This window comes from Bacillus sp. FSL M8-0063 (assembly GCF_038005545.1).
In the GTDB taxonomy this organism is placed as follows: Bacteria; Bacillota; Bacilli; order Bacillales; family Bacillaceae_G; genus Bacillus_A; species Bacillus_A wiedmannii.
Genome location: NZ_JBBOTJ010000002.1, coordinates 579,145 through 593,996 on the forward strand (window position 1 = coordinate 579,145; position 14,852 = coordinate 593,996).

Here is a 14,852-nt window from a genome sequence, read left to right on the forward strand (position 1 = left end):
AACACCTCTTATCCTTTCGGTTTGAACAGCAATGCGCCAATAAAGCCGAAAATAATAGCTGCGGATACACCCGCGCTCGTTACTTTAAACATTCCCGTAATGACACCGACGATGCCGTGTTTTGCAGCTTCTTCCATTGCGCCGTGAACGAGGGCATTACCGAAACTTGTAATAGGTACAGTTGCCCCGGCTCCAGCAAAGTCGATTAATGGTTCATACAGGTTGAATCCGTCCAGTATAGCACCGGCAACAACGAGTGTTGCCATTGTATGAGCGGGTGTTAGCTTGCCAACATCAAACATAAGTTGGCCGATTACACATATGAGTCCGCCAATGACGAAAGCCCAGAAAAAAATCATTGCGTTACACCTCCAAATTCAATCGAAACGGCGTGAGCGATACATGGAATCGTTTCTTCTTGTTGGAATGTAAGTGGAGATAGTAAAGCGCCTGTCGCAACGACAAGTATTTTTTTGAACTCTCCTCTTTTCATTCGGTTTAATAAATGACCGTATACAACTGTTGCAGAACATCCTGGTCCGCTAGCACCAGCTATGACAGGTTGTCCTTCTCTATAGATGAGTAGCCCGCAATCTTGAAACTGTTCGCTTGTCACTTTTGTTCCGTGTTTATGTAGTAAGTCATAAGCAATTTCGCGTCCGACATGTCCTAGGTCGCCTGTTACGATTAAATCGTAGTAAGAGGCATCAATTTGGCGTTCGCGCAAGTGGGCTTCAATTGTATCGACGGCAGCTGGAGCCATCGCACCGCCCATATTAAACGGATCCGTTAGTCCCATATCAACCACTCGTCCGATTGTTGCAGATGTTACCCTAGGACCATGTCCAGTGTCACTTAAAATAGCCGCGCCTGCCCCGGTTACTGTCCATTGTGCGGTAGGAGGCTTTTGACCGCCGTATTCAGTTGGATAGCGGAATTGTTTTTCTACCGCGGTGTTATGGCTTGATGCCCCAGTTAATAAATATTTTGCACCTTTTGCATTTACGATACTTGCCCCAAGTGCTAAACCTTCCATAGAAGTAGAACAAGCACCGAATAATCCAAGATAAGGAGTGCCGAGTGTACGACAAGCAAAGCTTGTAGGAGTAATTTGATTAATTAAATCTCCTGCAAGTACGAATTGGATATCATCTTTACGAAGTTCTGCTTTTTCAGTAGCTCGGCTACAAGCTTCTTCGAATAAAATTTTATGTGCTTTTTCATAGGAATCCTGTCCGAGCCATAAATCTTCATGAAGGATATCGAAGTCTTCTGGGATTTTCCCTTTCGCTTCAAATGGTCCGCCAACGACTCCTGTCGAAATAATAACTGGTTTGTTTTCAAATACCCACGTTCGGTGTCCTTGTAACATTTATAGCCCTCCCCATTGAACGAGAATCGTTTTAATAAGTGCGATGACGAAAGCCGAAAATACACCAAACAAAATAACGGATCCAGCTAATTTAAACATGTTACCACCAACACCAAGGACGAACCCTTCCGTTCGGTGTTCGATACATGCGGCAATAACAGAGTTACCAAATCCAGTGACAGGTACAGCTGTGCCTGCTCCGGCAAACTGTCCAAACCGATCGTATATACCGAATCCAGTTAGTAACATGGAAATGAAAATGAGAGTTGCGACTGTCGGATTTCCTGCTGAACGCTCAGTGAAATCAAAATATGTGATATAAAACGTAGAAATGAGTTGTCCGATGAAGCAAATAAAACCACCGACGAAAAAGGCTTTAATACAATTTTTCAAGACAGGGCGCTTCGGTTCGCGTTCTTGCTCGAATTTTTTATACTCTTGTTGCACAGGGGTTAAGTTCTTATCTTTACTAGACATTGCGATCCTTCCTTTTCTATTAAAAAGCGTTAAGTGTTAGACTCCATTTTTTTCCCAATGAGTTTTAATTGCTTATTGATCTCGTCTTTAGATACTTCTTTTTTCTTAATTTTGCTCTCAAGCTTTTCGAGTAACATAAAGATTTTTTTATCAGTACTTACACGAACATCGAAAGTAGGATGCTCATCACTTAGCTGCTTTTGAAGCTTCTTACGCAAAGCTTTTAGCCCAAACCTTTCGTGATGCTCAGGTGTAACTGCTATGTAGAGATCTAAATTTGAATTCACTGCGGTGCTTTTTATAATTTCATCCATAGCGAGAGCACTTTTCTTGGCACCTTGTGATATAGATTGATTAAAGGATTCCGTACTCGTCTTTGTTAGTTTGGGACCTTTTTCTTTCTCCGTTCGTTTTGCTTCTTCTTTCACTTTTTTATCTAAGGGACTATTATCACATCCGGCAAAAGAGCTACATAGAAGGGCAAATAACGCGGTTATGAGGCCGAGTTTTCGCATGATTATCATTCCATTTCTATTGCAATATGTAATGTGATAGAAAAAGGATGACTGCATATCATCCTTTTTCTATTTCACAGCATGACGAATCTGTTATTGCTGTGAGTATTGTGGTTCTTCTTGTTGGACTTCTTCAACGCGTGGGTTTAAAGAATCAATAATCGTTTGCGTTTGCTCTGCAGCTGTTTGGAAAAGTTGCTTTGCTTGTTGGTTATCCGTATCAAGAGCGAATCCCTCTAAGCTAGCTTGTGCACTTTTTAATCCAGAAACAGTTTGCTTTAGTTTTGTAATTACAGTCATTGAATGAAGCCCCCTTTGGAATATCAATTCAAAGATTATAATTTGTGAGTTGGGGTGAATTTATGATTGGAAAATTTAGGAGAGAGTGTTTAGTTAATATACTACTAACTAAGGTGCATAAAGGATTACGGGGATATTTTTATTGATTTAGATGGATTTTATTGCTATTATTATGGAAAGAAAATGAAGTGTCTTTATAATCATGCGCCCATAGCTCAGTCGGATAGAGCGGTGGTTTCCGGTACCACGTCTGCCGGGGGTTCGAATCCCTCTGGGCGCGTTTTTTATTGTTGGTGTTCCGTGTTGAAAATGAATAATAAATTTAAAACAACCTCTTGTATGTGATTAGAAATAATCGTGTATAGGGGGTTTTTGTTATGGGCTTACAAGGTACTTCTGTTAATTCTGCAATGAGTTTATACTAAAATTATTTAAAACTTATAGTATGAGGGGATTGCAGGTGCGTAAAATTAGTGGGAATTTAAGCGTTTTAGGGGATAACGAACGTAGAACCGTTGCTGTATCTGATTCTGGTGAAATTACAGGCGATGAAATGTTGAAATTCATGTTAAATATGGAATTGCACTATAAAGAAATTGATAGGGATTGTTTTGGACCTAGTCACTATTTGCCTAGCGGAGACTACCATAAGGATTTAATAGCGATTGTCTTTACGGCTGAAATGATGTTAGACGACATGGAATTAGAAGGTGAATGGCCTGCTGAAGAAGGGGATGTTATATTTAACGAAGCATAATGAATCTATCTGCATAAAAAGGTCTGCACTTACAAATATAAGTGCAGACCTTTTTATTAATACTTGTTATATCTAGTAATAAGATTTACTATTAGTATGTGGTAATAATTTTTATCACGCTATTATTTTCTTTCAATATTATTCAAATTTCGGTTGTAAGTTGTAAATCTCATTAATACATATAAATTAATAATATTTTGGAATGGGTGTCTGTGATAGCATTCTCCTTTTACCAAACTTATTGTACAATAGAAACAAGGGGGAGATTAGTTTGAAGGCAAGTCTTTTACAAGAACAAAGCTTACGTTTGGCAATGACACAAGAGTTAAGGCAAGCGATTACAATGCTCCAGTATAATGTACAAGAATTATCGGAGTTTTTGTATGAGCAATCGTTAGAGAATCCCCTTATTGAGTTAGGTGGTTTTGAGAGGGAGAAGAAAAAGAGCTCTAACACAAGTAAAAGTACCAGCAAACAAGTCGAGAATCAGATGGAAATCTACAGTGTGGATTCAACAACGATTCAGCAACATTTATTAAATCAAATACAGTATTATAAAATAGAAGAAGAAGAGCGAAAAATAGCTTCTTTCATTATTATGAACATGGATGGAAATGGGTATTTACAAGAAACGAACGAAGAGTTAGCGGATCTCCTTTCCGCACCAATTCATGTAGTCGACCGCTCTGTAGAGCTTGTCCAATCGCTCGAGCCAGCAGGGGTAGGAGCGCGTAATATTCAGGAATGTCTAACTTTGCAATTGAAGCGCTTACAAAGACGGAATGGATTAGCGGAAGAGGTTATAGAGGATCAATTTGCTTATTTCGTGAAGAAAGATTGGCGAAAGCTCGTCCAAGTGTTGAAGTGTAGTAATGAGGAATTGCAATCGGCGGTGAACTGTATTACGTCATTACAGCCGAAACCAGGTCTTGCGTTTTCTTCTGATAAACCACTTTATATTGTGCCTGATATGGCGGTGAAAAAAGATGGTGATCGTCTCGTTTTACAAATGAACGAGAGAAATATGCCGAGAATTGAAATTCATTCTGAGTATAGTGCGCTTCTGAATAATAGTGAAAGTGAAGTAGCATCTTACGTCTCAGAAAAGTATCAGCATGTGCAGTGGATTATGCGCAGTTTAAAACAGAGAAAACAAACGCTTCTGCAAGTGATGACTATTATTATGGAAAAACAACGTGATTTCTTCTGGGAAGGTCCAGAACATTTAAAGCCACTTGCTTTAAAAGAGGTAGCGGAAGAGTTAAGTGTGCATGAATCTACAATTAGTCGTGCAACGCGAAATAAATATGTGCAAACACCACATGGTTTATTTGAGATGAAATCGTTCTTTAGTAATGCTGTTTCGACTACTGAAGATGAAGTAGTTTCTACAAAGCGTGTGAAACGATTTATCCAAACGCTTGTTGAGGCGGAGAATAAGAAAAAGCCACTTTCAGATCAAAAGATTTCAAAATTATTAGAAGAAGAGCATGAAATCGTTATTTCTCGAAGAACAGTGGCGAAGTATAGAGAACAAATGCACATTCCAGCTTCATCATTACGAAAAACGATCGGATAGGTGAAGAATATGAAAGTTGTACTGTATACAAAAAAAGATTGTGGCCTTTGCGTGCAGGCGAAACAAGTTTTACAGGAAGTACAATGTGAATATTCTTTTCAAATCGAGGAAATAGATATATATGAAGATAATGACCTTTTGGAGAAGTATCATTTAATGATTCCGGTTGTAGAAATAGGCGGGAAACAGGTAGAATATGGTAACATTCACAAAGGTGTCATAATAAACTATATAAACAATGCAGTTAAGAGTTGAATAAGTTTCTATCTCCTGTTACAATAATACACGTAGCAGGGATTATTTTTTTAACCTACGTGGGACATAAAATGTCACTACGGGACACAAAGTGACCACTAGGGAAAATGAACCAATGTAGTGAGGAGAAAAGATATGCGCTCATGGATTCAGAACACAAAAAAATTATTACCTGATCTGCTACCTGTTATGCAAACGAGAATGCAAATTCTTCAATACATTAGGCTCATGCAGCCTATTGGAAGAAGAAACTTGTCAGCAAGTCTCGGTATGACAGAACGAGTATTGCGAAGTGAAGTCCAAGTTTTGAAAGAACAAAACTTAGTTCACGTCGCTTCTTCTGGAATGACTTTGACAGAAGAAGGAACAGCTTTAGTTCTTGCTTTGGAAGACTTTATGAAAGAAATTTCCGGGTTAAAGGTTTTAGAAAAGCAACTTAAGGAAACATTAGACTTGGATGAAGTTTTCGTTGTCCCTGGTGATAGTGATGAATCGCCGTGGGTCAAACTGGAGATGGGCCGTGCTTGTGTGACTTGTATAAAAGACCGTCTGACAGCGAATAATATCGTTGCTGTGGCTGGAGGAACTACGCTAGCTGCTGCTGCGGACATGATGCAGCTTGATTGCAAAGATTTACATATGCTATTTGTCCCAGCGCGTGGTGGAATTGGAGAGGGCGTCGAATTAGAAGCCAATACCATTTGTGCCAAGATGGCGCAAAATACGATGAGTAATTATCGCTTATTGTATGTTCCAGACCATGTTAGTAGCGAAGCATATGCGTCTATTGTGACAGAGCCTTCCGTGAAAGAAGTTCTTGAGTTGATTCGATCTTCCAATATCGTCATTCATGGAATAGGTGATGCGTTAACAATGGCACGTCGCAGAAATACTTCAGAAGCAGATTGGTTAAAGATTCAAGCAAGCGAAGCAGTAGGCGAAGCTTTCGGTTACTACTTTAATGAACAAGGAAATGTTGTTCATAAAGTAAGAACAGTTGGTATGCAACTTGAGGATTTACAACATGTATCTCACGTTGTTGCAGTCGCTGGAGGTTCTTCAAAGGCAAAGGCAATACAGGCTGTAATTAAACAAGGGCACACTTCAATTCTAATTACAGATGAAGGTGCAGCAAAACAGTTAACAAAGGGTATTACCCTTTAATATAATCCCCCAAGGAGGAAATTCAAATGACTAAAATTGGTATTAATGGATTTGGACGTATCGGACGTAACGTATTCCGCGCAGCTCTTAACAACTCTGAGGTAGAAGTAGTAGCAATCAACGACTTAACAGATGCTAAAACATTAGCTCACCTTTTAAAATATGACACAGTTCACGGAACTTTAAATGCAGAAGTATCTGCTAACGAAAACAGCATCGTTGTTAACGGTAAAGAAATTAAAGTTATCGCTGAGCGTGACCCAGCTCAATTACCATGGAGCGACTACGGAGTAGAAGTAGTAGTAGAATCTACTGGCCGTTTCACTAAAAAATCAGACGCTGAAAAACACTTAGGTGGATCAGTTAAGAAAGTTATCATCTCAGCTCCAGCTTCTGACGAAGATATCACTGTAGTTATGGGTGTTAACCACGAACAATACGATGCAGCTAACCACAACGTAGTATCTAACGCTTCTTGTACTACAAACTGTCTAGCTCCATTCGCTAAAGTATTAAACGAAAAATTCGGCGTAAAACGCGGAATGATGACAACAATTCACTCTTACACTAACGACCAACAAATCTTAGACTTACCACACAAAGATTTACGTCGTGCTCGTGCAGCAGCTGAAAACATGATCCCAACATCTACTGGTGCAGCTAAAGCTGTAGCATTAGTATTACCAGAACTTAAAGGTAAATTAAACGGTGGCGCTGTACGTGTTCCAACTGCTAACGTTTCTCTTGTTGACTTAGTTGTTGAACTTGACAAAGAAGTAACAGTTGAAGATGTAAACGCAGCATTCAAAGCAGCAGCTGAAGGCGAATTAAAAGGTATCCTTGGATACAGCGAAGAGCCATTAGTATCTATCGACTATAACGGATGTACAGCTTCTTCTACAATCGATGCATTATCTACAATGGTAATGGAAGGTAACATGGTTAAAGTACTTTCTTGGTACGATAACGAAACTGGTTACTCTAACCGTGTAGTAGACCTAGCAGCATACATGACTTCTAAAGGTCTTTAATTCTTAATTATATAAGTAATCAATGACAAAACGAGGGAGAGGGTTTGTTCCCTCTCTCTCTTCTTTCGTTTTAAAAGCAAATGTGTTAAGCTTTTGAGTGGGTTTTGTCAATCCTAACTAGTAGTCGGAGGGAAATCCAATGAACAAAAAATCAATTCGTGACGTAGATTTAAAAGGTAAGCGTGTATTTTGCCGCGTTGATTTCAACGTACCTATGAAAGAAGGCAAAATTACAGATGAAACTCGTATCCGTGCAGCTCTTCCTACAATTCAATATTTAGTAGAGCAAGGTGCGAAAGTTATTTTAGCAAGTCATTTAGGCCGTCCAAAAGGTCAAGCAGTAGAAGAATTACGTCTTACTCCAGTAGCAGCACGTTTAGGCGAGCTTCTTGGTAAAGATGTTAAAAAAGCAGACGAAGCATTCGGACCAGTTGCACAAGAAATGGTTGCAGCAATGAACGAAGGCGACGTATTAGTTCTTGAAAACGTACGTTTCTATGCGGGCGAAGAAAAGAACGATGCAGAACTTGCGAAAGAATTTGCAGCTCTTGCTGATATCTTCGTAAATGATGCATTCGGTGCAGCTCACCGTGCTCACGCTTCTACAGCAGGTATCGCAGACTACCTACCAGCAGTATCTGGTCTATTAATGGAAAAAGAGTTAGATGTACTTGGAAAAGCACTTTCTAACCCAGAACGTCCATTCACAGCTATCATTGGTGGTGCGAAAGTAAAAGATAAAATCGGTGTAATTCGTCATCTATTAGACAAAGTAGATAACTTAATCATCGGTGGCGGACTTGCTTACACATTCGTTAAAGCTTTAGGTCATGAAATTGGTCTATCTCTATGTGAAAACGACAAAATTGAACTAGCTAAAGAATTTATGCAACTTGCAAAAGAAAAAGGCGTAAACTTCTACATGCCAGTTGATGTTGTAATCACAGAGGAATTCTCTGAAACTGCAACAACTCAAATCGTAGGTATCGACTCTATTCCTTCTACATGGGAAGGCGTGGACATCGGTCCTAAAACACGTGAAATTTATGCAGATGTAATTAAAAATTCTAAGCTTGTTGTATGGAATGGACCAATGGGTGTATTCGAAATGACTCCATTCGCAGAAGGTACAAAAGCAGTAGGACAAGCATTAGCAGATGCAGAAGATACATACTCTGTTATCGGCGGTGGTGACTCTGCAGCAGCTGTTGAAAAATTCGGTATGGCTGATAAAATGAGCCACATTTCTACTGGCGGCGGTGCGTCATTAGAATTCATGGAAGGTAAAGAGCTTCCAGGTGTAGTTTGTCTTAACGACAAATAAGTAGCAGCCAAAGAAAAAGGACGGTGCAAAGCATGCGTAAACCAATTATCGCAGGTAACTGGAAAATGAATAAAACTCTATCTGAAGCAGTTAGCTTCGTAGAGGAAGTTAAAGGTCAAATCCCAGCAGCTTCAGCTGTTGATGCAGTAGTTTGCTCTCCAGCTCTATTCTTAGAGCGTTTAGTAGCAGCAACTGAAGGAACTGATTTACAAGTAGGTGCACAAAACATGCACTTCGAAAAAAATGGTGCATTCACTGGCGAAATTAGCCCAGTAGCACTTAGCGACTTAAAAGTAGGCTACGTAGTACTTGGCCACTCTGAGCGTCGTGAAATGTTTGCTGAAACAGACGAGTCAGTAAACAAAAAGACTCTTGCAGCATTTGAACATGGTTTAACACCAATTGTATGTTGTGGTGAGACTTTAGAAGAGCGCGAAAGCGGAAAAACATTTGATCTAGTAGCAGGTCAAGTGACAAAAGCACTTGCAGGTTTAACAGAAGAGCAAGTTAAAGCAACTGTTATCGCTTATGAGCCAATCTGGGCTATCGGTACAGGTAAATCTTCTTCTTCTGCAGATGCAAACGAAGTATGTGCGCACATCCGTAAAGTTGTTGCAGAAGCTGTTTCTCCAGAAGCTGCAGAAGCTGTTCGTATTCAATACGGCGGTAGCGTAAAACCAGAAAACATTAAAGAGTATATGGCACAATCTGACATCGACGGCGCTTTAGTTGGCGGTGCTAGCTTAGAGCCTGCTTCGTTCTTAGGTCTTCTGGGGGCGGTAAAATGAGAAAGCCAACAGCTTTAATCATTCTTGATGGTTTCGGACTACGTGAAGAAACTCACGGGAATGCTGTAGCACAAGCTAAGAAACCTAATTTTGATGGTTACTGGAACAAATTCCCTCACACAACGCTTACAGCTTGTGGTGAGGAAGTAGGTCTTCCAGAAGGTCAAATGGGTAACTCTGAGGTTGGTCACTTAAATATCGGTGCAGGCCGCATCGTATATCAAAGCTTAACACGCGTAAACGTTGCAATTCGTGAAGGTGAGTTCGATCAGAACGAAACTTTCCAAAATGCAATTAAAAGCGTAAAAGAAAAAGGTACTGCTCTTCATTTATTCGGCTTACTTTCTGATGGTGGTGTGCACAGTCACATGAACCATATGTTTGCTCTTCTTCGCTTAGCAGCAAAAGAAGGCGTGGAGAAAGTTTATATCCATGCATTCTTAGACGGCCGCGATGTTGGACCACAAACAGCAAAAGGTTATATCGATGCAACAAATGAAGTAATTAAAGAAACAGGAGTAGGACAATTCGCGACTATCTCTGGTCGTTATTACTCCATGGACCGTGACAAGCGTTGGGATCGCGTAGAAAAATGTTACAGTGCTATGGTGAATGGTGAAGGCCCTACTTATAAATCAGCAGAAGAGTGTGTAGAAGACTCTTATGCAAATGGTATCTACGATGAATTCGTATTGCCGTCTGTAATTGTTAACGAAGATAACACGCCAGTTGCAACAATCAATGATGATGATGCAGTTATCTTCTATAACTTCCGTCCAGACCGTGCAATTCAAATTGCTCGTGTATTTACAAACGAAGACTTCCGTGAGTTCGATCGTGGTGAAAAAGTACCTCACATTCCTGAATTCGTTTGTATGACACATTTCAGTGAAACTGTAGATGGTTACGTGGCATTCAAGCCAATGAACCTTGATAACACATTAGGTGAAGTTGTTGCGCAAGCGGGATTAAAGCAACTTCGCATCGCGGAAACTGAAAAGTATCCGCACGTTACATTCTTCTTTAGCGGTGGTCGTGAGGCTGAATTCCCAGGAGAAGAGCGTATTTTAATTAACTCACCGAAGGTTGCAACGTATGACTTGAAACCTGAAATGAGCATTTACGAAGTAACGGACGCTTTAGTAAATGAAATCGAAAATGATAAACATGATGTTATCATTCTTAACTTTGCAAACTGTGATATGGTTGGCCATTCTGGGATGATGGAACCAACAATTAAAGCAGTAGAAGCAACTGACGAATGTTTAGGAAAAGTTGTAGAAGCGATTCTTGCAAAAGATGGTGTAGCACTTATTACTGCTGACCATGGTAATGCTGATCAGGAGTTAACTGCTGATGGAGGACCAATGACAGCTCATACAACTAACCCGGTTCCTTTCATCGTTACAAAAAATGATGTAGAGCTTCGTGAAGGTGGTATTTTAGGAGATATCGCTCCAACAATGCTTACGCTTTTAAATGTGGAACAACCGAAAGAAATGACAGGTAAAACAATTATTAAATAATTTGCTTATATAAAAAGGAGAGAATTTATTATGTCAACAATTATTGATGTTTATGCTCGCGAAGTCCTTGACTCTCGTGGTAACCCAACTGTAGAAGTAGAAGTTTACACAGAAAGCGGCGCTTTCGGACGCGCTATCGTACCAAGTGGTGCATCTACTGGTGAGCACGAAGCAGTAGAATTACGTGACGGTGACAAATCTCGTTACCTTGGTAAAGGTGTTCTAAATGCAGTAAACAACGTTAACGAAGCAATCGCTCCAGAAATCGTTGGTTTCGACGTAACTGACCAAGCTGGTATCGACCGTGCTATGATCGAATTAGATGGCACTCCAAACAAAGGTAAACTAGGCGCTAACGCTATCCTTGGTGTATCTATGGCAGTAGCTCACGCAGCAGCTGACTTCGTAGGTCTTCCATTATACCGTTACCTTGGTGGATTCAATGCAAAACAATTACCAACTCCAATGATGAACATCATCAACGGTGGTTCTCACGCTGATAACAACGTAGACTTCCAAGAGTTCATGATCTTACCAGTTGGTGCTCCAACATTCAAAGAATCAATCCGTATGGGTGCTGAAGTATTCCATGCACTTAAAGCTGTATTACATGACAAAGGTCTTAACACTGCAGTAGGTGACGAAGGTGGATTCGCTCCAAACCTTGGTTCTAACCGTGAAGCATTAGAAGTAATCATCGAAGCTATCGAAAAAGCTGGTTACAAAGCTGGCGAGAACGTATTCTTAGGAATGGACGTTGCTTCTTCTGAGTTCTACAACAAAGAAACTGGTAAATATGACCTTGCAGGCGAAGGCCGTACTGGCTTAACTTCTGCAGAAATGGTTGATTTCTACGAAGAGCTTTGCAAAGACTTCCCAATCATCTCTATTGAAGATGGTTTAGACGAAAACGACTGGGATGGTCACAAATTATTAACTGAGCGTATCGGTGATAAAGTACAATTAGTTGGTGACGACTTATTCGTAACTAACACTCAAAAACTTGCTGAAGGTATCGAAAAAGGTATCTCTAACTCAATCTTAATTAAAGTTAACCAAATCGGTACTTTAACTGAGACTTTCGAAGCTATCGAAATGGCTAAACGTGCTGGTTACACAGCAGTTGTATCTCACCGTTCTGGTGAAACTGAAGATGCTACAATCGCTGACATCGCAGTTGCAACTAACGCTGGCCAAATCAAAACTGGTTCTATGAGCCGTACTGACCGTATTGCTAAGTACAACCAATTATTACGCATCGAAGACGAACTAGGCGAAATCGCTGTTTACGATGGTATCAAATCTTTCTACAACATTAAACGATAATTGTAGAAAATAACGACAGACCGTGAGAAATCACGGTCTGTTTTTTTATGCTAAAATTGCTCACCCGTCATAAGTGACATGAAATATTTAAAGAAGCGGTTATAATCAAAATCAATTGCGATTTGATGACTCGGCCAATCAATAAATGGCTTAGATTCTCCTAAAGAACGAAATTCTCCTATGCTTGCTCCTTGTGCATAAGATTCTGTCATGACAACGATAGGTGACTTGTGATACGTAAACATAGAGTTATCAAGTAAAGCGAGTATTGGCATTGTGTTATGGAAGGGGCTCCCCTTTAAATGCGGTAAGGCGTCTTTATAATAGCCGTAGTAATAATGATCGAATAACGGTTTGACGAGTGGGGCTTTTCCTTTTGCTTCAATGTATTCAGCCATTTCTGGTGTAATGATGGAATACTGAGTGACGTTTAATGGATAGATGTACATGTTAGGTGAGGATTGAAGGACTATATTAGCGGCAGTAGGATCGCCATAAAAGTTCGCTTCGGAAATAGGGGTCACATTACCAGGATGTAAAAAGGCGCCGCCCATTACGTAGTAAGATGTAATTTGCTTCATGAGCTGTTTACATACAATGAATAAAATTGCTAGGGAGGTAAGTCTTCCTAAACTTACAATGATTAATTCATCTTTATACTGTTCAATAAGAGGAATAACTTCGAAAAAATTCTCCATCTCCCCGTTAGTCACATGTCCCTTTGGAATAATTGGCCCGAGCCCTTGTTTCCCGTGTACTTCCGTAAAGAAAGCTGGAGGGGCACCAGTAAGTGGACGTTCTGAACCACCAAATATCTTGATATTTCTATCCTTTGCTTCGCTCTTAAGAAAATGAGCGTTTTGTACGGCCATTTTTTTTGGGACATTGCCGTAATCAGCAACAATACCGACGATTTCTATTTCATCGATAAAGAATGCTAAGAGGAGAGCCATCGTATCATCAATCCCAGGATCACAAAAAATAAGAACTTTTTTTGGCATATGCTCACCACCTATCTTGTTTATCCCGTAAAAGTCCGATTGTGGGGAGGAAGAAAACCGCCACTAATGAAAGTTTCACTTTATATATATGTAAGCTTAAGGATAAAAAGATTATTTTATTGAAATAACAACGTTACAAATTCAGAAAATAAAAACTTTTTATATTAGGTCAAGGTTTTTGACTTAATTTTTGTTTAGAAATGCAGTCATATCAAGGCTGTAAGCGTATAACATAGGCTGTTTTTGCTGTCAAGTTGATAAATTGCAGCTTTTTACAATTTATACTATGATAAAGATATTAAGAGAAGATCGTATAAACATGAGGGATGATGAACATGAAATTTACAAAGATTCTTGTCCAAATTGCAGCTCTTTACGTTTTTTATATGGTTGGAAATTGGGTACAAGAAGTGTTAAATATTCCGATTCCAGGAAGTTTGATTGGAATGTTCCTCTTACTTGTTTTACTTAGCCTAAAAGTCCTTCCAGTGAAATGGTTCGATTTAGGAGCAGAAACACTCGTTGCTATTATGCCGTTTTTATTAATTCCGCCAACGCTTGGCCTAATGAATTACGGTGCTTTTTTTATGAGTAAAGGAATTTCTCTTTTCATTACAATTGTAACGAGTACATTTTTAATTATTATTGTCGCAGGACATACAGGACAATATCTTGCGAATAGAAAGGAAAGAGAGTCGAGATGAGCCAAATATTAATCGGAATCGGTTGGGTTCTTTTTACGGTGCTATTATACCAATTATCTAAAAAAATCTATAAATTATTTCCAACACCATTCACCATTCCAATGCTTGTAGCAACAGGATTAATGGCTTTCTTATTTATCATGCTTGATATACCATATCAACATTATATGGAAAGCGGTGGTGGCTGGATTGCAAAACTGCTGGGGCCCGGTGTTGTAGCATTTGCAATTCCTCTTTATAAACAACGTCACGTTCTGCAAAAATATGTTGTACCGATTGCCGGCGGGGTATTAGTAGGAACAACAGTTGCAATCGCCAGTGATTTTGCCATTGCATCACTTATGGGAACAGATAAAAGCTTAATTTTATCTTCTTTACCAAAATCGGTGACAATGCCAGTTGCGATGAGTGTTTCAGAGCAAGTTGGTGGTGTACCTTCATTAACAGCAGCTTTCGTTGTTATCGCAGGTATTACTGGAACGATTACTGGCCCACTTTTATTAAAATGGAGCCGTGTTACAAACTCAGTTGGTAAAGGTATCGGATTTGGATGTGCTTCTCATATTATGGGTGTAATGAGAGCGATGAAAAATAATGAACATGAAGGTGTTATTGGATCGGTAACAATGACATTAACAGCAATTTTGACATGTTTGCTCGGGCCGTTATTTGCAATGATGTTTATGTAATAGAAGAAAAGCGAGAGCGACTCTATAGCTCTCGCTTTTCTATA

At 39.6% G+C, this 14,852-nt stretch carries 17 protein-coding genes and 1 tRNA gene; 12 read left to right on the forward strand and 6 right to left on the reverse strand.

The features are described 5' to 3' along the window. Positions 1–8: 8 nt before the first annotated feature. The 5 genes from spoVAE to MKX31_RS25435 form a co-directional block, all read right to left on the reverse strand. Complete coding sequence (gene spoVAE, locus MKX31_RS25415; protein ID WP_000575919.1) at positions 9–359, reverse strand: stage V sporulation protein AE; 351 nt, start codon at positions 357–359, stop codon at positions 9–11. Next, a complete protein-coding gene (spoVAD, locus tag MKX31_RS25420) occupies positions 356–1,372 on the reverse strand; it encodes a stage V sporulation protein AD (protein ID WP_048563458.1) in 1,017 nt (338 codons plus the stop codon). Before spoVAD ends, spoVAE begins: the two co-directional genes overlap by 4 nt. Beyond that, positions 1,373–1,849 carry a stage V sporulation protein AC gene (gene spoVAC, locus MKX31_RS25425; protein WP_000095399.1) on the reverse strand — a complete coding sequence of 159 codons (477 nt, stop codon included), beginning with the start codon at positions 1,847–1,849 and terminating at the stop codon, positions 1,373–1,375. 29 nt (positions 1,850–1,878) lie between these two features. Beyond that, the gene (locus MKX31_RS25430; RefSeq protein WP_103655914.1) at positions 1,879–2,364 is read right to left on the reverse strand and encodes a YhcN/YlaJ family sporulation lipoprotein; all 486 of its coding nucleotides are present in this window, start codon (positions 2,362–2,364) and stop codon (positions 1,879–1,881) included. A 93-nt stretch (positions 2,365–2,457) separates the two neighbouring features. Beyond that, positions 2,458–2,664, reverse strand: a complete 207-nt coding sequence (locus MKX31_RS25435; protein WP_000216160.1) for a DUF1657 domain-containing protein — start codon at positions 2,662–2,664, stop codon at positions 2,458–2,460. A 204-nt stretch (positions 2,665–2,868) separates the two neighbouring features. On the opposite strand from MKX31_RS25435, the gene MKX31_RS25440 reads away from it, so the two are divergent. The 10 genes from MKX31_RS25440 to eno all read left to right on the forward strand — a co-directional run bounded on the left by MKX31_RS25440 (position 2,869) and on the right by eno (position 12,414). Next, a tRNA-Arg gene (locus MKX31_RS25440) sits at positions 2,869–2,944 on the forward strand. A gap of 180 nt (positions 2,945–3,124) precedes the next feature. Then, positions 3,125–3,421, forward strand: coding sequence for a hypothetical protein (locus tag MKX31_RS25445; protein ID WP_222655634.1), 297 nt, complete (start codon positions 3,125–3,127; stop codon positions 3,419–3,421). 271 nt (positions 3,422–3,692) lie between these two features. After that, on the forward strand, positions 3,693–5,000 hold the full coding sequence (rpoN, locus tag MKX31_RS25450; RefSeq protein WP_222655635.1) for an RNA polymerase factor sigma-54: 1,308 nt from the start codon (positions 3,693–3,695) through the stop codon (positions 4,998–5,000). 9 nt (positions 5,001–5,009) lie between these two features. After that, complete coding sequence (locus MKX31_RS25455; protein WP_064476221.1) at positions 5,010–5,255, forward strand: glutaredoxin family protein; 246 nt, start codon at positions 5,010–5,012, stop codon at positions 5,253–5,255. A gap of 135 nt (positions 5,256–5,390) precedes the next feature. Beyond that, entirely contained in the window at positions 5,391–6,419 is a 1,029-nt protein-coding gene (gene cggR / locus MKX31_RS25460) for a gapA transcriptional regulator CggR (protein ID WP_001258183.1), read from the forward strand. 26 nt (positions 6,420–6,445) lie between these two features. Continuing rightward, positions 6,446–7,450, forward strand: coding sequence for a type I glyceraldehyde-3-phosphate dehydrogenase (gene gap / locus MKX31_RS25465; RefSeq protein ID WP_000161234.1), 1,005 nt, complete (start codon positions 6,446–6,448; stop codon positions 7,448–7,450). Between the two features lie 139 nt (positions 7,451–7,589). Next, positions 7,590–8,774 (forward strand): phosphoglycerate kinase, encoded by a 1,185-nt coding sequence (locus MKX31_RS25470; RefSeq protein WP_002198882.1) that lies wholly within the window; start codon positions 7,590–7,592, stop codon positions 8,772–8,774. Positions 8,775–8,806: 32 nt separating this feature from the next. Beyond that, positions 8,807–9,562: a triose-phosphate isomerase gene (gene tpiA, locus MKX31_RS25475; protein ID WP_001231042.1), complete on the forward strand. Its 756-nt coding sequence runs from the start codon at positions 8,807–8,809 to the stop codon at positions 9,560–9,562. Continuing rightward, complete coding sequence (gene gpmI, locus MKX31_RS25480; RefSeq protein ID WP_001231145.1) at positions 9,559–11,088, forward strand: 2,3-bisphosphoglycerate-independent phosphoglycerate mutase; 1,530 nt, start codon at positions 9,559–9,561, stop codon at positions 11,086–11,088. Before tpiA ends, gpmI begins: the two co-directional genes overlap by 4 nt. A 30-nt stretch (positions 11,089–11,118) precedes the next feature. Continuing rightward, a complete protein-coding gene (gene eno, locus MKX31_RS25485; RefSeq protein WP_000103948.1) occupies positions 11,119–12,414 on the forward strand; it encodes a phosphopyruvate hydratase in 1,296 nt (431 codons plus the stop codon). A gap of 50 nt (positions 12,415–12,464) precedes the next feature. On the opposite strand, the gene MKX31_RS25490 is transcribed toward eno, so the two are convergent. Next, a complete protein-coding gene (locus tag MKX31_RS25490) occupies positions 12,465–13,415 on the reverse strand; it encodes a nucleoside hydrolase (RefSeq protein WP_340981676.1) in 951 nt (316 codons plus the stop codon). A gap of 335 nt (positions 13,416–13,750) precedes the next feature. On the opposite strand from MKX31_RS25490, the gene MKX31_RS25495 reads away from it, so the two are divergent. Beyond that, complete coding sequence (locus MKX31_RS25495) at positions 13,751–14,119, forward strand: CidA/LrgA family holin-like protein (protein ID WP_340981677.1); 369 nt, start codon at positions 13,751–13,753, stop codon at positions 14,117–14,119. Then, the gene (locus MKX31_RS25500; RefSeq protein WP_000078299.1) at positions 14,116–14,808 is read left to right on the forward strand and encodes an LrgB family protein; all 693 of its coding nucleotides are present in this window, start codon (positions 14,116–14,118) and stop codon (positions 14,806–14,808) included. The genes MKX31_RS25495 and MKX31_RS25500 overlap by 4 nt, the downstream gene beginning before the upstream one ends. Positions 14,809–14,852 lie beyond the last annotated feature (44 nt).